Source organism: Serratia sp. DD3 (genome assembly GCF_000496755.2).
Genome location: NZ_AYKS02000006.1, coordinates 1 through 17,645, shown reverse-complemented (window position 1 = coordinate 17,645; position 17,645 = coordinate 1). Strand labels below are relative to the sequence as shown.

Below are 17,645 nucleotides of genomic sequence, written 5' to 3'. Positions count from 1 at the left end.
TTTCCGTCTTGGTTAAATTCAGCATACCGCGCTTTCCAACGAAATGCGTGAGAAAAGTCTTATATTTTTGTCGCTTTTTGCAAAGTTAACTCAATCTGTGATTTAACAGATAAAATCGCTATCTGATACTTGAGTGTCGGCAAAAAATCGCGCATTATCGATAGGTTAAGGGCTCGCATAATTTATCTAATGTTATGTTTTTATGAGTAAAATTTCTCTGTGATGTTTGACGTGGCTGTTTTCAGGCTGGTTGCCCAACAGTGAGGTGGAACCAGCAGACTTCTCCATGTTTGAGCAATATGTCAATGACCCTCGCGTTACGCCACCCGCTGAGCTGCAAACACACCTCTATCTTTTCTATCTCTCGGTGAAGTAATCCTGCCTGACTGTTGCGTTCGAGGTTCGCATCACGGCGGTTCGTGGTGTTAACGGACGCTAATTGCCCCGTTTAGTGCGGGGTTTCCCTCAATGTCGTGCTGGCAAGTCACACGTTGCATCAGTGTTTGGATCAGATCAAGCATGGCATGTTGAGTGAGCGTCATGGCTCGGCGGGCACTGGTGGCAAGCGCCAGTCGGGTTGTGAGGGGGGGAGAGCCAATCTGCCGCATATGCAGCAGCTCTGCTTTTTCAAAGCGTACCAATGCCATTTGTGATAATACCGCGCAACCTAGACCATCACAGACTAGTTCCAGAATGGCTGGGACGCTGTCGATTTCCAGTGCGATATTCGGGTGGTAGCCTTGCTCTGCCAGTGCCGATTCAACCAGCATCCGAATGGAATGTGGCTTGGAAGGGATCACCAGCGGTTTATCTGCCAGTGCCGTAAGCGATACGACATCATCCGATTGAGTAGACGTGGCGCGTTCGATCAAATAGAGCGGCTCATTGCTGATCGGAATGATGTCGATTTCGGTGGTCGGTGTGGGGGTGTATAACAGAGCGATATCCATACGGCCATTACGCAGTGATTCCTGCATATTGATCGACAACCCTTCACAAATAGCCAGTGAAGCATGTGGCATTTTCTGGTGGAACGCCCGTGTTAACGGAACCGTCAGCAGGCGTGACAGGCTTGGCGGTAGGCCGACAACAACGTGCCCAGATAGCGCTCCTTTAGCTTTGCTAACGATCTCGCGGGTACGTTCGACCTGGTGAAGTATCCCTAGCCCATGTTCCAGCAAGGCTTTCCCTGCTTCGGTCATGGTGACACCACGCCCATTGCGCAGTAACAAAGACTGTTGCAGTTCAACTTCGAGTTGGCGGATCTGGCGGCTGATGGCGGACTGGGCAATGTCCAGCATGACGGCGGCTTTGGTAAAGCTGCCTAACTCGGCAACATGGACGAAATACTCGATTTGTTTCAGATCCATACTGATGCTCCTTTTGTCACTCTAGCACTGGCCGCACTTTTCCTGCAATTGCATGACGATGTCGTTTGCTGTGCTCTCGGTCACGCTATCTCAAAATAGCATATCTAATAGTTTGAAATGCCTATTTTACAAGTTGTTTACACACTGAATAATGACCCTATGCACCACTGGGCCATAACCTCATTGCTGCGTATCAGTGCGTTATTCCGCAGCCGATAGTTTCAAAACGCTGTGTTATCAGTCATCGACTCAAGGGAAAAGATGTTATGCAAAAGCCTATCTCAACCCTCTTTATGCGTGGCGGAACATCACGCGGTCCTTTTTTTAACCAAGCGGATTTGCCCACCGATCCCAAACAGCGTGACCGTATCCTGCTTGCGGTGATGGGCTCACCGGATCGTCGCCAGATCGACGGTTTAGGGGGGGGCAACCCGCTGACCAGTAAAGTCGGCATTGTTGGCAAAGGCACAACACCGGGCATTGATCTCACATTTCTTTTTGCACAAGTCGTCCCGGATAAGCCGATTGTTGATACCTCTCCTAACTGCGGCAATATGCTTGCCGCCGTGGTGCCTTTTGCATTGGAGACCGGAATAGTCAGCCCTCAGGGGGAGACCAGCACTTTCCGTGTATTGACACTGAACACCGACATGCAGTGCGACATTACCGTACAAACGCCCAATGGGCAGGTGGCGTATGAAGGTCATGTCCGTATTGACGGCGTCCCAGGGACGGCAGCTCCCATCACCATTAACTTTCTCGATACCGCAGGTTCGGTGTGTGCCGAGTTGTTGCCGACCGGCAATGTAATGGATTCGGTTGAGCTCCCCGGTATGGGGCGGCTTGATGTGACCTGTATTGATAACGGGATGCCGCTGGTGATCATGCGTGCGGCTGATGTTGGCCGCACGGGCCGCGAGCCGGTGGCTGACCTTAATGCGGATATCGAGCTGAAAACACGCCTAGAGGCGCTGCGCCTGCATTGTGGCTATCTGATGGGGTTGGGCGATGTGGCACAAAAAACCTATCCCAAAATGTGTCTGATTGCCCCGCCAGTCAATGGGGGGAGTATTGCGACCCGTTGTTTCATTCCCCATGTCTGCCACGACGCGATAGGTGTGCTGGCGGCGGTAACGGTTGGTACGGCGTGTGTATTAACCGGCTCGGTAGCGGATGGCGTGGCCCAACTGCCTGAAGGGGCGCTCAAGCGAGTGTCTGTTGAGCATCCCTCGGGGGAGTTTTCTGTCGATCTGGCGCTCAGTGCGGATGATCCACAACGGGTTGAAAAAGCGGCATTGCTGCGTACTGCACGCTTGATTATGCGGGGGGAGGTGATGGTACCTATCCCCTGACCACACGAAAAAGCGCGATATAGGGGCCCCTGTATCCGATGTTCGATCCGTATATTTGGCAATCGGTTAACCGGTTCGCTATCTGCACGAAGCACTTTGCAAACGCCCATCAACCGGCTTAGCAACCGCTTCAGTGGCGGCACGCCGTGTAACATCAGATTTTTAAAGGATCACTCATGCAAAAAGATATCATTGATGTTCAACACGTTATTGACCAAAGTCGGTTTTCGCCGTTTCAGTGGCTGACTTTTATTTTATGCTTTTTGATCGTTTTACTGGATGGCTTTGATACGGCAGCGATTGGTTATATCGCCCCCTCGTTGCTACAAGAGTGGGGGCTGGAGAAAAAGGATCTGGCTCCGGTATTGAGTGCAGCGCTGTTTGGTTTGGCGGCGGGAGCCCTGTTCGCCGGGCCGTTGGCAGATCGTTTCGGACGCAAGCTGGTGCTACTGGTCTCTGTGTTGTTGTTTGGCGTGTTTAGCCTGGCGTCCGCCTATGCCGCAAATCTACACTCTCTGACCGCCCTGCGTTTTTTAACTGGCGTAGGGTTGGGGGCGGCAATGCCTAATGCCGTCACATTGATGAGCGAGTTCAGCCCCAGCCAGCGACGCGCCATGATCACCAATGCCATGTTCTGTGGTTTTCCGCTTGGGGCCGCATTGGGAGGGGGCCTGGCGTCATTGATGATCCCGCAATGGGGATGGCGCAGTGTGCTGATGTTGGGTGGGGTCGTACCGCTGGTGTTGGTATTGGTGATGCTACGCTATCTGCCAGAATCGGTGCGTTATCTGGTGGCGAAAGGGAAACCGGTTGAACGCGTGCGCAGTATCCTCTCTCGTATTTCTCCGCAAGTTTATTCTGCCAAAGCGTTTGTACTGACTGAAGTAACCGCAGAGCAGGGGCTGCCAGCCCAGAGCGGTGTGCAGGTGATCCTCTCCCGCCGTTACCTCGTTGGCTCTGTCATGTTATGGCTGACTTATTTTATGGGGTTGGTCATCTTCTACGCCTTGATCAACTGGATGCCAATCCTGTTTCGTGAGGCCGGTTTGACGCCGAAAACCGCATTGCTGATCTCTGCATTATTCCCGTTAGGTGGCGTGGGGGCGGTGTTCTGCGGTTGGCTGATGGATCGCTTTAACGCTGATCGCACCATTGCTGTCTGTTATGCCCTCACCGCCGTGGCCGTTGCTGCTATTGGTCAGATGGCTCACAACGTCGGGCTGCTGGTGGCGGTGGTGTTTGTTGCCGGTACGTTAATGAATACGGCGCAGTCTTCCATGCCCGCGTTGGCAGCGGTTTTTTATCCCACCGCTGGTCGTGCCACTGGGGTAGCCTGGATGCTTGGTCTCGGGCGTTTTGGCGGGATTGCCGGTTCATTTCTGGTGGCTGAATTAGCGCGCCGTCATCTCGATTTCAGTGAAATATTTGTCGTGATCGCCTTCCCTGCATTGGTTGCCACTATTGCGTTGTTGATCAAACAGTTCAGCGCACAAGCTAGAGCACGACGTGACAAGCAGCAGGCTAAGGTGGCGATGGCGTCAGACGGGGCTATTGAGTTGACGGTGAGAGAGTGACTGCCTATTCGCGTGCGACATAGGGATAACACCACAAATTGAGTGATTTTTGAATTGAACAGGATGAACACATGATTATTGATTGTCACGGTCATTACACCACTGCACCTAAAGCGCTCGAAGTATGGCGTAACCAGCAGATTGCAAATCTGGCAACGCCTCATCTGGGGCCGAAAGTGTCATCGCTCAGCATCAGTGACGATGAACTGCGCGAGACGATTGAACAGAATCAGCTACGTCTGCTGAAGGAGCGTGGCCTGGATATGGTGGTGTTTTCACCCCGAGCCAGCTTTATGGCTCATCACATTGGCGATTTCAACACCAGCGCCACCTGGTCGGCTATTTGCAATGAGCTCTGTTTCAGGGTGTCGACGTTATTTCCCGATCACTTTATTGGCGCGGCGATGTTGCCACAGTCACCCGGTGTCGATCCCGCGAGTTGTATCCCAGAACTTGAGCGTTGTATCAATGAGTATGGTTTTGTCGCCATTAACCTGAACCCGGATCCTTCTGGTGGGTACTGGAATTCACCGCCGCTGTATGACCGCCATTGGTATCCGATTTATGAAAAGATGGTGGAGTACGATATCCCAGCGATGGTGCATGTTTCCACCAGTTGCAATTGCAATTTCCACACCACGGGCGCGCACTATCTGAATGCCGACACCACCGCATTTATGCAGTGCCTGACGTCTGATCTGTTCAAGGACTTTCCCACCCTGCGTTTTGTTATTCCCCATGGTGGGGGAGCAGTACCCTATCACTGGGGGCGTTTCCGTGGGCTGGCACAAGAGCTGAAAAAGCCGGACCTGCGTGAACATCTGCTGAAAAATATTTTCTTTGATACCTGTGTCTATCATCAGCCAGGGATAGACCTGCTGACCAACGTGATCCCGGTGGAGAATGTCTTGTTTGCATCAGAAATGATCGGTGCAGTACGCGGTATTGATCCACAAACCGGTCACTACTATGACGATACCCGACGCTACATAGAAGGAGCTGCGCTGACGGATGCACAGCGTGGCCTGATTTATGAGGGCAATGTTCGTCGTGTTTATCCTCGCTTGGATCAGGCGTTGAAAAATAGAGGCCGCTAAATCTGAAGGCGTGCACGGTGCTCGTGAAGGAGAAAAGTGATGAAAAATTTGAATCAACTGGGGGTAGTTCACCGCAGTATTGAACGTGCCGACCCCGAGGCGGTTAAGGCGCTATCGGCTTTTGGGGTAGCGACACTGCATGAGGCAATGGGGCGAGTGGGATTAATGAAGCCCTATATGCGCCCCGTCTATCCCGGCGCAAGAATGTGTGGAATCGCAGTGACCGTGCTGCTGCAACCCGGTGATAACTGGATGATGCATGTGGCCGCAGAGCAACTGAAGAAAGGTGATGTGCTGGTCGCTGCCTGTACCAGCGATTGTGAGGATGGGTTCTTTGGCGATCTGCTGGCCACCAGTTTTCAGGCTCGTGGTGCTCAGGGGCTGATCATCGATGGTGGGGTACGCGATGTGCGTGATCTTGAACAGATGAACTTCCCTGTTTTCTCTCGTGCCATCCATGCCAAAGGCACCATTAAGGCCACGCTGGGTTCAGTGAATATTCCTGTGGTGTGTGCTGGGGCACTGGTGGAGCCAGGTGATGTCATTGTGGCTGATGTGGATGGTGTGGTGGTGGTTCCCTCAGCCAAGGCAGGTCTGGTGGCACAGAAAGCCCGCGAGCGTGAAGAGAAAGAGGCAGAGAAGCGGCAATTACTGGCTTCTGGGGTGCTAGGACTGGATATGTACAACATGCGTGAACCGCTCACCAAAGCCGGATTGCGTTATATCGACTGACTGACAGGGGAAAGAGTCTATGGAACCCGAATTGATTGAAAACGGGTGCATCGGGTTGCTTGGGTACGGTGAAGTGGGGCGTATTCTGGCAGAGGATCTGCGTGCCAGGGGGATAAAGCAACTGTGTACTTATGACAGCAAATTTTCCCAGCCAGCAACAGCAGGGCAGGCACTATTAGCACACGCTCAACAACACGGTGTGGTGGCGGTTGAGAGTGCCGCTGCACTGGGCGCTGCCAGTCAATTTATTATTTGCGCAGTGACTGCCGACCAAACAGTCAACGCAGCACAGGCTTGTGCTGGTGGTATCGGTAAGGGTGTTGGGTTTCTCGACTTCAATTCAGCGTCGCCAACATCTAAACAACAGGCGGCAAAGGCAATAGAGGATGCTGGTGGCCTCTATGTAGAAGGTGCGGTGATGACCTCTGTCCCACCGTATCGCATCCGAGTGCCACTGCTGCTGGGAGGGCCGGCGGCGCACCGCATGCTGCCGACTCTGCTGGCGTTGGGGTTTGATGCCAAAGTGGCGTCCGAAACACTGGGGGTAGCTTCGGCCACCAAGATGTGCCGCAGTGTGATGATCAAGGGGCTGGAAGCGCTGGTGATTGAGAGTTTTACCGCAGCCCGCGCCTACGGTGTGGAAGATCAGGTTTTGGCCTCACTGGCAGAGACGTTTCCCAGTATTGATTGGCAGCAGCAAGGCAGTTATTTCTTTCAGCGGGTGATTGAACATGGACGCCGCCGCGCAGAAGAGATGCGTGAAGTGGCTGCCACCATAAGCGAGATCGGCCTAGAGCCTGCAATGGCATCAGGCACGGTAGTGCGCCAGGCGTGGATAGCGGATCAGGCTGAGCAAGGGATTTTTGGTGCCCGTTCTGATGCCGCTTTTGCGCGCAGTACAGATTGGCGAACCGAAGCGGACCGACTACTCAATGATATCGCTAAAAAACCACCAGGGGGAGTGCATGAAGTTTGAAAAGACACCGGGATGGCTTGACTGGTATGCCAACCCATCGAAACCACATTTTGTTCTACCGCCCGGCAGTGTGGATGCTCATTGTCATGTGTTTGGCCCAGGCGAGCACTTTCCATATGCCGAAGAGCGGAAATACACGCCCTGTGATGCCAGCAAACAGCAGCTGTTTGCGTTGCGTGATCACTTGGGTTTTTCCCGCAATGTGATTGTACAGGCCACCTGCCATGGCGCGGATAACCGCGCGATGGTGGACGCTTGTCTGGCTGCTAATGGCAAGGCCCGTGGTGTGGCGACTGTACGGCGCGATGTGTCAGATGAGACGTTACAAGCGTTACATGCCGCGGGGGTGCGTGGGGTGCGCTTCAATTTTGTTAAACGGTTGGTGGATTTCACCCCAAAGGCGGCATTGCAGGAAATTGCCGCCCGCATTGCCCCACTGGGTTGGCATATCGTGGTTTATTTCGAAGCGCAGGATCTCGGTGAATTACGCGACTTTTTTACTGCGTTACCCACAGTGGTGGTGGTGGACCATATGGGGCGGCCCGATGTTCGCCAACCGGTGGATGGGCCGGCGTTCTCCGCGTTTGTCGAATTGATGACACAGCATCCGCATATCTGGTCAAAAGTGAGCTGTCCAGAGCGTTTGTCGGTGACAGGCCCAGCCGCACTGAATGGTGAACGGCAGAGTTACCGGGATGTAGTGCCGTTTGCTCGGCACTTGGTCGAACAGTTCCCCGACCGTGTGCTGTGGGGGACGGACTGGCCACACCCCAACCTGAACAACGCTATGCCAGATGATGGACTGCTGGTGGATTTTATTCCACTGATTGCAGAAACGGCACTGTTGCAGCGCAAGCTGCTGGTCGATAACCCGATGCGGCTTTACTGGCCGGAGGAAATCTGACATGGCACTCGATAAACCGTACCAAGATGTTCCAGGAACCACCATTTTTGACGCAGACCAGTCACGCAAGGGGTACTGGCTTAACCAGTTCTGCTCTTCTTTGATGAAGGCAGAGAACCGCGCGCGTTTCAAAGCGGATGAACGTGCCTATCTTGATGAGTGGGCGATGAGTGATGAGCAAAAACAGGCGGTGCTGGCACGTGACCTGAATCGCTGTATTGCCTTGGGAGGCAATATCTATTTTCTCGCCCGCATCGGTGCCACTGATGGATTAAGTTTTCAGCAAATGGCGGGCAGCATGACGGGAATGGATGAAGATGCATACCGTGACATGATGATCCTCGGTGGACGCGATATCGAAGGCAACCGTTATCAACATGAGTGGGAGGAGAAAAAGTAATGGCTCATATTTCTGCGAGTGTCTATACCTCCCATGTGCCTGCGATTGGTGCAGCACTGGATCTTGGCAAGGCCCATGAACCCTATTGGGCCTCGGTATTCGATGGCTATGCGTTTTCCAAGGCATGGATCCGCGACAACCCGCCCGATGTGATCTTTCTGGTGTATAACGACCACGCCACTGCCTTTGACCTCGATATCATTCCCACCTTTGCGCTCGGTACTGCGGCAGAGTACCCGATAGCAGATGAAGGCTGGGGGCCACGCCCGGTGCCCACTGTGTATGGGCATCCCGAATTGGCCGCTCATATTGCACAAAGTGTGATCCGTGATGATTTTGACTTGACGCTGGTCAATCGGATGCCGGTTGACCATGGTCTGACGGTGCCACTGTCGCTGATGTTTGGCCAGCCATCTGCCTGGCCCTGCAAAGTGATCCCGCTGGCGGTGAACGTGGTGCAGTATCCCGTTCCTTCCGGTCAGCGCTGTTTCCAGTTGGGGCAGGCGATCAGCCGTGCTGTGGCGTCGTTTGATGAGGATCTGAATGTGCAAATCTGGGGCACTGGCGGTATGAGCCATCAGATACAGGGGCCACGTGCTGGGCTCATCAACTCACCGTGGGATAACCACTTTCTTGACCAACTGATTGCTGATCCGGCGGCGCTGGCCACTATGCCGCACATTGATTATGTACGTGAAGCCGGATCGGAAGGTATTGAATTGGTGATGTGGTTGATTGCCCGTGGTGCCATGGCGGATGTGGCTGGCGGGGCGACGCCTCGGCTGGCACATCGCTTCTACCACGTTCCGGCATCTAATACTGCGGTGGGTCACTTGATTTTGGAGAATGTCTTATGAGCAACACACTTAAGGTCGCCCTCGCCGGGCCAGGTGCCTTCGGCATTAAACACCTGGAGGCGATTAAAGCGATTCCTGATGTGGAAGTGGTGTCACTGATTGGCGCACGTCTTGATGCTGCCAATGCCGTGGCCGAACAATATGGTATCCCCCATGTCACTACCCAGTTGGCGGACACACTGGCCCTGCCAGAGGTCGATGCGGTGATCCTGGCCACTCCCACCCAATTGCATGCCTCTCAGGCGATAGCCTGTATGCAGGCAGGCAAACACGTTCAGACCGAAATTCCTTTAGCGGATTGCTGGGCAGACGCCCAAGCGGTTCTGGCCGCACAACAGGTGACCGGCAAAGTCGCCATGGTGGGGCACACTCGGCGTTTTAATCCCAGCCATCAGTGGATTTATCGCCGAACCGTTGCTGGCGAGTTCAACCTCCAGCAAATGGATGTTCAGACCTATTTTTTCCGACGTACCAATATGAACGCGTTGGGGCAGCCCCGTAGTTGGACAGACCATCTTCTTTGGCACCATGCCGCGCATACCGTTGATCTGTTTGCCTACCAGACCCGCTCACGTATCGTCAAAGCCAATGCCATTCAAGGGCCGATCTCGGCTGCTTTAGGGATTGCCATGGACATGTCAATTCAACTTAAGGCTGAAAATGGTGCCATCTGCACCTTGTCTCTCTCATTCAATAATGATGGCCCGCTCGGCACCTTCTTCCGCTATATCGGTGATAGTGGCACTTACCTTGCCCGTTACGATGATTTGTACAGCGGTAAAGAAGAAAAAATCGACGTTTCTGATGTTGATGTCTCGATGAATGGCATCGAATTGCAGGATCGCGAATTTTTTGCCGCGATCCGAGAAGGGCGTGAGCCCAATGGCAGTGTGGCGCAAGTGCTCGATTGCTATCGAGTATTACATGAACTTGAACAGCAATTGCAGGGTAAGTAACAGGTTGATTTTCTGATAAATATCTCGTCTATATCCAAAATGATTCGGGTTGATTGCTGTGGCCCCATTAGGGGGGAGGCTCAGGAAGAGCCGAGTATTTAGGCGTAGCCAACACCACTGCCCCTTGAAGTATCACAGGTATACCCGTGGGTTGTATAACGGCTTGAGGAGAACGTGATGAAAACACAAATCGCTATTATTGGCGCAGGACCTTCAGGGTTGTGTCTGGCACTGTTACTGAGCCAGAAAGGTATCAAGAGTGTGGTATTGGAAAGACAGACGCGCGACTATGTCGAAGCGCGCGTGCGCGCCGGGATACTTGAGCAAGGTATGATAGATCTCATTCGCCATGCAGGAGTTGGGGGTCGAATGGACAAGGAAGGCTTGCTCCATGAGGGTTTCAGCCTGGTGTTTGATCATCAGATCAAACGGATCGATCTCGCGGGTTTGAGTGGTGGAAAAAAGGTCATGGTCTATGGTCAGACTGAATTGACTAAAGATTTGTACGATAAGGTATTGCAGGACGATAACATCCAAGTCATTTTTGAAGCGCGGGATGTGTTGCCGACAGGCTTTTTTGACAATAAACCCACCATCAGTTTCATCGCCAACGGTGAACCGCAGGTATTGCACTGCGACTATATCGCCGGTTGTGATGGCTACCATGGCGCATCACGTGCCGCGGTACCGAAGGATCGTTTGCGGGAGTATGAACGCGTTTATCCTTTTGGCTGGCTGGGGCTGCTGGCAGAGACTCCGCCAGTCCATGAAGAGTTAATTTATGTCAATCACCCGCGTGGCTTTGCATTGTGCTCCATGCGTTCTCATACCCGCAGCCGCTATTATCTGCAAGTTCCGCTGACTGATCAGGTGGAAGCGTGGTCAGATGACGCATTTTGGCATGAGTTGCGCCTTCGCCTGCCAGAACCTTATGCCAGCACACTGGTCACTGGGCCGTCATTCGAAAAAAGTATTGCACCGTTGCGTAGCTTTGTGGTTGAACCTTTGCGCTTTGGCTCTTTGTTCCTGGTGGGTGATGCTGGGCACATTGTGCCGCCAACTGGGGCTAAAGGATTGAATTTGGCGGCCTCCGATGTGCACTATCTGTCAACTGCGTTGATCGCTTGGTATGAGGCGGGGCGTCAGGATCTGCTTGATCGTTACTCCGAAACGGCGCTGCGTCGTATTTGGGCAGCGGTGCGCTTCTCATGGTGGTTTACCTCTGTGATGCACAAATTCTCCGATGACCCGATTGAGCAGAAAATTCAGGTGGCTGAGTTGGAATACCTGATGCGGTCACAAGCAGGTCAAACGACGATTGCTGAAAACTATGTTGGGTTAGATTTTGCCGCAGATTTTGTCTAATCCAGTCACTGTACGATAAGGATGGCGAACTCGGCATCCTTACTCCTGAGTCTATGGTACTACCCCAATGTGGCTGTCTTGCCCAGCAAGATGAACATCGTACATACCAGCCCCATCAGTTCCAACGTTACTAATGAACCACTATATACAAAACCGTATGTACGGTGGTGTGAGAGGACGGCGGGAGTGTGCCCGCCTCCTATTCGATTTTCAGTAAATATTTAAGCCGGATTAGCGGTGATGATTTTCGCCACCTTGTCTGCTTGGGCATTCAACTGCAACTGGCGGTAAGCATTTTCCATCAACGGCAATGCATCGCGTGTTGCTTGAGTGTCCGGGAAATCGTGCATCATTTGCTCAACACGATTAACCACCGCGACGTAGGCACCACGTTTAGTGTAGTATTCCGCTACTGAGAGCTCATGCTTAGCGAGACGGTTTTTCAGGAACACCTGCCGTTTATAAGCATCTGCTGCATATTGGCTATCAGGAAACTGTTGAAGGAGTTGGCTAAAGTCGCGAAACGCGGCGCGCCCATGCTGTGGATCACGGTCCGAACGATCAACGCCGAAGAAGCCCTGTAGTGCGTTGTCATCTTGGGCCATGTTGGTCAGGCCACGCATATACATGACATAATCGATGTTTGGGTGCGTCGGATTCAGGCGCATAAAACGGTCGATCGAGGCTTGTGCCAACGGTAAATCGTCAGATTTATAGTAGGCATAAATCAAGTCCAACTGAACCTGCTGGGAGTACTGCCCGAAAGGATAGCGGTTATCTAACGCTTCGAGTTGCGTAATCGCAGCCTTAAAGTTACCTTCTTGTAGTTTTTGCTGGGCAGTAGCATAGATTTCCGAAGGTGGATTGTCGGGAACCACATCTTTGGATGTGGAACAACCTGCCAGCATCAGACTCAATGTGGCTGCTGCCACCAGATATTTCATACGCGTCATGACGTTTTGATTATCCTCAAGGTGTTATTCCGGAAACTGTCCGTTAAGTTTCCGGCAAAAGACCAGTTATACCCATTACCTTTCAAATTTCAGGGGTATTGGCTGCCTGTACTTACCCGAATGATTAGCTGCTTTATGCTTATCGGGCTTTACTCCGTTGCCACTTATCTGCATCTTGAAACAACATCGGTATACAATAGTACATTATATTAAACGGCATCGCCGCGAAAACCCAACGTTAATGAAGAAGTGACATATGGTACAACAAGTACAACTCACCGCAACGGTGGCCGAAACTCAACTCGGACAACGTTTAGATCAGGCTTTGGCAGAATTGTTCCCTGATTATTCCCGATCTCGCATAAAAGATTGGATACTGGAAGATCGTGTGCAGGTCAATGGAAAAACAGCAAATAAACCTAAAGAGAGGGTTTTGGGAGGGGAAACTGTTGCTATTGATGCACAAGTAGACGAAGAGGTTCGTTGGGAGCCACAGGATATTGCACTGGATATTGTCTATGAAGATGCCGATATTTTAGTGATTAACAAACCGCGTAACCTGGTGGTGCACCCTGGTGCGGGTAATCCAGATGGTACAGTGCTTAATGCCTTGTTACATTATTTCCCCGCAATTGCCGACGTACCTCGTGCCGGGATCGTCCATCGTTTGGATAAAGACACCACCGGTTTGATGGTTGTGGCAAAAACGATTCCAGCGCAAACACGCTTGGTCGAAGCGTTGCAGGCACGTGAGATTACCCGTGAGTATGAGGCAGTGGCAATCGGCACCATGACTGCGGGGGGCACCGTGGAGGAGCCGATAGCGCGTCACTCTACTAAACGTACTCATATGGCAGTACACCCGATGGGTAAACCTGCCGTAACCCATTATCGTATTATGGAGCACTTCCGCGCGCATACCCGTCTACGCTTGCGTTTGGAAACAGGGCGCACGCACCAGATCCGAGTACATATGGCGTACATTGGTCATCCGCTGGTGGGTGATCAATTGTATGGTGGCCGGCCACGTCCACCTAAAGGTGCTTCCGAAGCATTTATCAATACGCTACGTGGTTTCGATCGTCAGGCGCTACATGCCACTATGTTGCGTCTCTACCACCCGATCAGCGGTATTCAGATGGAATGGCATGCGCCATTGCCACCGGATATGGTCGAGTTGATTGAGGCATTAAAAGCTGACACCAAAGAATTTAGAGATCAGATGGATTGGTAATGAATTCACTTATTGTGCCTGATTGGCCTCTGCCTGCTGGGGTTAAAGCCTGTAGTACGACTCGACTCGGTGGTATCAGTTTGCCTCCCTATGATTCCCTGAACTTGGGGGATCATGTTGGTGATGATATTCAGGCTGTGGCCCATAACCGCCAATTGCTGGTGGCATTGGCTGGTTTGCCGCAAATGCCATTGTGGCTTGAACAGGTGCATGGCACAAAAGTCCTGATGTTGGATGGCCAAATGCCGCAAGACAAGCAAGCTGACGCGGTTTATAGCAATAAGGTTGGCCAGGTGTGCGCAGTGATGACGGCAGATTGCCTGCCAGTTCTCTTTGCATCACTGGCGGGTGATGAGGTTGCTGCTGCACATGCAGGGTGGCGAGGTTTATGCAATGGCGTGTTGGAAAATACCGTTGCACACTTTGCCGCTGAGCCAGCGCAGATCATCGCGTGGCTTGGTCCGGCCATAGGCCCACGTCAATTCGAAGTCGGTCCCGAAGTCAGAGAGGCATTCATTGCGGTTGACCGTGCTGCGGCTGCAGCATTTATTCCCCATGGTGAAAAGTTTCTCGCGGATATCTATTTTTTAGCCAAACAGCGGTTACAGCGTGCTGGTATTTTAGCCATTTATGGTGGAAACCGTTGCACTATGAGCGAAATGAGTCATTTTTTCTCCTATCGGCGCGATGGATTAACCGGACGTCTGGCAAGTTTGGTTTGGGTGATATAACCTACTACCCTAGGACGATCCACAGATGCATAACGTTGTACTCATAATTAGTGTTGAAATAACCTTGAAAATTTGAGGAATGACCTCATTTGATCTCCAGTAGCAATTTCAACCTATATTGGAGGTGTTATGCGTCTGGATCGTCTTACTAACAAATTCCAGCTTGCCCTCGCCGACGCTCAATCTCTAGCCCTTGGGCGCGACAATCAATTTATTGAACCGTTACATCTTATGAGCGCGTTGCTCAGTCAAGAGGGGGGCACGGTTCGTCCATTATTAACGGCTGCCGGAGTCGATGTTGCGCATCTGCGCACAGGCATCGATCAGGCTTTGGCTCGTCTGCCGCAAGTAGAAGGTACTGGTGGGGATGTTCAGCCCTCAAATGAACTGGTACGTGTTCTTAACCTCTGTGACAAGTTGGCGCAAAAGCGAGCCGATAAATTTATTTCTTCCGAGTTGTTTGTGCTGGCGGTGCTTGAAGAACGCGGTACTTTGACCGACCTACTGAAAGCGTCCGGTGCAACAGTGGATAAAATATCCAAGTCTATTGAGCAAATGCGGGGTGGTGACAGCGTGGATGACCAAGGTGCAGAAGACCAACGTCAAGCATTGAAAAAATACACAATTGATCTCACAGAACGTGCAGAGCAGGGCAAACTTGATCCGGTAATTGGTCGTGATGAAGAGATCCGCCGAACTATTCAGGTTCTGCAACGTCGTACCAAAAATAATCCGGTATTGATTGGTGAACCGGGTGTCGGTAAAACTGCCATTGTTGAAGGTTTGGCCCAGCGCATTATCAATGGTGAAGTACCGGAAGGGCTGAAACATAAGCGAGTGCTTTCCCTTGATATGGGGGCGTTGATTGCCGGGGCTAAATATCGCGGTGAGTTCGAAGAGCGCCTGAAGGGGGTATTGAGTGATCTTGCCAAGCAGGAAGGTAGTGTCATTCTCTTTATTGATGAATTACACACCATGGTGGGGGCTGGCAAAGCAGATGGGGCGATGGATGCCGGCAACATGCTTAAACCCGCACTTGCCCGTGGTGAGCTACATTGCGTCGGTGCTACCACCTTAAATGAATATCGTCAGTATATAGAGAAAGATGCCGCACTTGAGCGACGTTTCCAAAAGGTCTATGTGGCAGAACCTAGCGTTGAGGATACCATTGCCATATTGCGTGGTCTGAAAGAACGTTACGAATTGCATCATCATGTTCAGATTACTGACCCGGCGATTGTTGCGGCGGCGACTCTGTCGCATCGTTATGTTTCCGATCGTCAGTTACCGGACAAAGCCATCGACTTGATCGATGAAGCCGCATCCAGTATCCGCATGCAGATGGATTCTAAGCCAGAGTCACTTGATCGTCTTGAGCGCCGTATCATTCAACTTAAACTCGAGCAACAGGCGCTGAATAAAGAGTCAGATGATGCCAGTAAGAAACGACTGGAAATGCTCAGTGGCGAACTGGAACAGAAAGAGCGGGAATATTCTGAGCTTGAAGAGGAGTGGAAAGCAGAGAAAGCTTCCCTTACTGGTACGCAGAATATTAAGGCCGAATTGGAGCAAGCCAAGATTTCACTGGAGCAGGCCCGTCGTATGGGTGACCTGGCTCGGATGTCTGAATTGCAGTATGGCAAAATCCCAGATTTGGAAAAACAGCTTGCAGCAGCAACCCAGGCTGAAGGCAAGACCATGAAGTTGCTGCGTAACCGGGTTACCGATGCGGAAATTGCTGAAGTGTTGGCAAAAGCAACGGGGATCCCGGTGGCCAAAATGCTGGAGGGAGAACGCGACAAACTGCTGCGTCTTGAACAAGAACTGCATTCTCGGGTGATTGGGCAGGATGAAGCGGTGAACGCGGTAGCTAATGCTATTCGTCGTAGTCGTGCAGGTCTTTCGGATCCTAATCGACCAATCGGTTCATTTCTGTTCCTAGGGCCTACCGGGGTCGGTAAAACCGAACTGTGTAAAGCCTTGGCTTCGTTCCTGTTTGACAGTGACGATGCCATGATACGTATTGATATGTCTGAGTTTATGGAGAAACACTCCGTATCGCGCTTGGTAGGGGCTCCTCCGGGTTATGTGGGTTATGAAGAGGGCGGATACTTGACAGAGGCTGTTCGCCGCCGTCCTTACTCAGTCATTCTGTTGGATGAGGTGGAAAAAGCCCATCCCGATGTATTCAATATTTTATTGCAGGTGTTGGATGATGGGCGCCTGACTGATGGTCAGGGCCGCACGGTTGATTTTCGCAATACGGTGGTGATCATGACTTCTAACCTGGGTTCTGACCTGATCCAGGAGCACTTTAGTGAGATGAATTATACGCAAATGAAGGAAGCGGTCATGGAGATGGTCACTCATCATTTCCGTCCGGAATTTATCAACCGTATAGATGAAGTTGTGGTCTTCCATCCGCTGGGTCAGAAACATATCGCACAGATTGCCAAGATCCAGTTGGCTCGCTTGTACAGACGTCTGGAAGAGCGAGGCTATGAAGTCAACATGACGGAGCCTGCATTGGAGCTGTTAGGTAAAATAGGCTACGACCCAGTTTATGGTGCTCGGCCATTGAAGCGAGCAATTCAACAGGAAATAGAAAACCCGTTGGCGCAGCAGATCTTGTCTGGGCAATTGCTTCCAGGCAGACCAGTAACGTTGGATGTGGAAAACGATCATATCGTCGCTAAACAATAAACGAATGATTGTGATTAATGATAGGGGTGGATGACCACCCCTATATTATTTGAACTGGCAGATGGGCTTTTGATTGGCAATAATCTGCAAATGACGAATCAATTGCTCAATTAACAGTCAATAATGACGGTTTTGATTGTTATTTGAACGGTTGGATCTTTTTTTGAATTTAGGGGTTGCAGCGAACTGAGAACTCCCTATAATGCGCCTCCACTGCTCGGGAACAACGGCTGACAAGTCGCCCAGGCAGGAAGAAGCAACCCGGTGAAAACACTGTCTCTTGTAGAGAAAAAGGTTGACTCTTCAGCGGGAAAGCGTATTATCTGCCTCCCGCGTTACCGGAAGTTTTGGTAACCACGCTCTTTAACAATTTATCAGACAATCTGTGTGGGCACTCACAAAGACGATATCCAGTTGCTTCGGCAACAAAAAAATATCAAG

16 protein-coding genes are annotated in these 17,645 nt (G+C 51.6%); 14 read left to right on the top strand and 2 right to left on the bottom strand.

Going from position 1 to position 17,645, the window contains the following annotated elements; genetic code table 11:
- Positions 1-226: 226 nt before the first annotated feature.
- Entirely contained in the window at positions 227-376 is a 150-nt protein-coding gene (locus tag IO95_RS26370; RefSeq protein WP_369794317.1) for a GyrI-like domain-containing protein, read from the top strand.
- A 49-nt stretch (positions 377-425) separates the two neighbouring features.
- Here IO95_RS26370 and IO95_RS00315 read toward each other — a convergent pair whose 3' ends face one another.
- Complete coding sequence (locus IO95_RS00315) at positions 426-1,370, bottom strand: LysR family transcriptional regulator (protein WP_023491055.1); 945 nt, start codon at positions 1,368-1,370, stop codon at positions 426-428.
- 266 nt (positions 1,371-1,636) lie between these two features.
- On the opposite strand from IO95_RS00315, the gene IO95_RS00310 reads away from it, so the two are divergent.
- From IO95_RS00310 to pobA, 10 genes are all read left to right on the top strand, one after another.
- Positions 1,637-2,722, top strand: a complete 1,086-nt coding sequence (locus tag IO95_RS00310) for a 4-oxalomesaconate tautomerase (RefSeq protein ID WP_023491054.1) — start codon at positions 1,637-1,639, stop codon at positions 2,720-2,722.
- Between the two features lie 176 nt (positions 2,723-2,898).
- Positions 2,899-4,296 carry an MFS transporter gene (locus IO95_RS00305; RefSeq protein ID WP_023491053.1) on the top strand — a complete coding sequence of 466 codons (1,398 nt, stop codon included), beginning with the start codon at positions 2,899-2,901 and terminating at the stop codon, positions 4,294-4,296.
- A 71-nt stretch (positions 4,297-4,367) separates the two neighbouring features.
- A complete protein-coding gene (locus tag IO95_RS00300) occupies positions 4,368-5,393 on the top strand; it encodes an amidohydrolase family protein (protein ID WP_023491052.1) in 1,026 nt (341 codons plus the stop codon).
- A 39-nt stretch (positions 5,394-5,432) separates the two neighbouring features.
- A complete protein-coding gene (gene ligK, locus IO95_RS00295; protein ID WP_023491051.1) occupies positions 5,433-6,125 on the top strand; it encodes a 4-carboxy-4-hydroxy-2-oxoadipate aldolase/oxaloacetate decarboxylase in 693 nt (230 codons plus the stop codon).
- 19 nt (positions 6,126-6,144) lie between these two features.
- A complete protein-coding gene (locus tag IO95_RS00290) occupies positions 6,145-7,101 on the top strand; it encodes an NAD(P)-dependent oxidoreductase (RefSeq protein WP_023491050.1) in 957 nt (318 codons plus the stop codon).
- The gene (locus tag IO95_RS00285; protein ID WP_023491049.1) at positions 7,091-8,005 is read left to right on the top strand and encodes an amidohydrolase family protein; all 915 of its coding nucleotides are present in this window, start codon (positions 7,091-7,093) and stop codon (positions 8,003-8,005) included. The genes IO95_RS00290 and IO95_RS00285 overlap by 11 nt, the downstream gene beginning before the upstream one ends.
- 1 nt (position 8,006) lies before the next feature.
- Positions 8,007-8,405 (top strand): protocatechuate 4,5-dioxygenase subunit alpha, encoded by a 399-nt coding sequence (ligA, locus tag IO95_RS00280; protein ID WP_023491048.1) that lies wholly within the window; start codon positions 8,007-8,009, stop codon positions 8,403-8,405.
- Positions 8,405-9,262, top strand: coding sequence for a class III extradiol dioxygenase subunit beta (locus tag IO95_RS00275; RefSeq protein WP_023491047.1), 858 nt, complete (start codon positions 8,405-8,407; stop codon positions 9,260-9,262). The genes ligA and IO95_RS00275 overlap by 1 nt, the downstream gene beginning before the upstream one ends.
- Positions 9,259-10,218 carry a Gfo/Idh/MocA family oxidoreductase gene (locus IO95_RS00270; RefSeq protein ID WP_023491046.1) on the top strand — a complete coding sequence of 320 codons (960 nt, stop codon included), beginning with the start codon at positions 9,259-9,261 and terminating at the stop codon, positions 10,216-10,218. Before IO95_RS00275 ends, IO95_RS00270 begins: the two co-directional genes overlap by 4 nt.
- A gap of 177 nt (positions 10,219-10,395) precedes the next feature.
- Positions 10,396-11,583 carry a 4-hydroxybenzoate 3-monooxygenase gene (pobA, locus tag IO95_RS00265; protein ID WP_023491045.1) on the top strand — a complete coding sequence of 396 codons (1,188 nt, stop codon included), beginning with the start codon at positions 10,396-10,398 and terminating at the stop codon, positions 11,581-11,583.
- A 221-nt stretch (positions 11,584-11,804) separates the two neighbouring features.
- Here the strand turns inward: pobA and bamD are convergent, their stop codons facing one another.
- Positions 11,805-12,536, bottom strand: a complete 732-nt coding sequence (gene bamD, locus IO95_RS00260; RefSeq protein WP_023491044.1) for an outer membrane protein assembly factor BamD — start codon at positions 12,534-12,536, stop codon at positions 11,805-11,807.
- A gap of 256 nt (positions 12,537-12,792) precedes the next feature.
- Here bamD and rluD point away from each other — a divergent pair, with 256 nt between their 5' ends.
- The 3 genes from rluD (at position 12,793) to clpB (ending at position 17,204) form a co-directional block, all read left to right on the top strand.
- On the top strand, positions 12,793-13,770 hold the full coding sequence (gene rluD / locus IO95_RS00255; protein ID WP_023491043.1) for a 23S rRNA pseudouridine(1911/1915/1917) synthase RluD: 978 nt from the start codon (positions 12,793-12,795) through the stop codon (positions 13,768-13,770).
- Entirely contained in the window at positions 13,770-14,501 is a 732-nt protein-coding gene (gene yfiH / locus IO95_RS00250; protein ID WP_023491042.1) for a purine nucleoside phosphorylase YfiH, read from the top strand. The genes rluD and yfiH overlap by 1 nt, the downstream gene beginning before the upstream one ends.
- Positions 14,502-14,630: 129 nt before the next feature.
- Positions 14,631-17,204: an ATP-dependent chaperone ClpB gene (gene clpB, locus IO95_RS00245; protein ID WP_023491040.1), complete on the top strand. Its 2,574-nt coding sequence runs from the start codon at positions 14,631-14,633 to the stop codon at positions 17,202-17,204.
- Positions 17,205-17,645 lie beyond the last annotated feature (441 nt).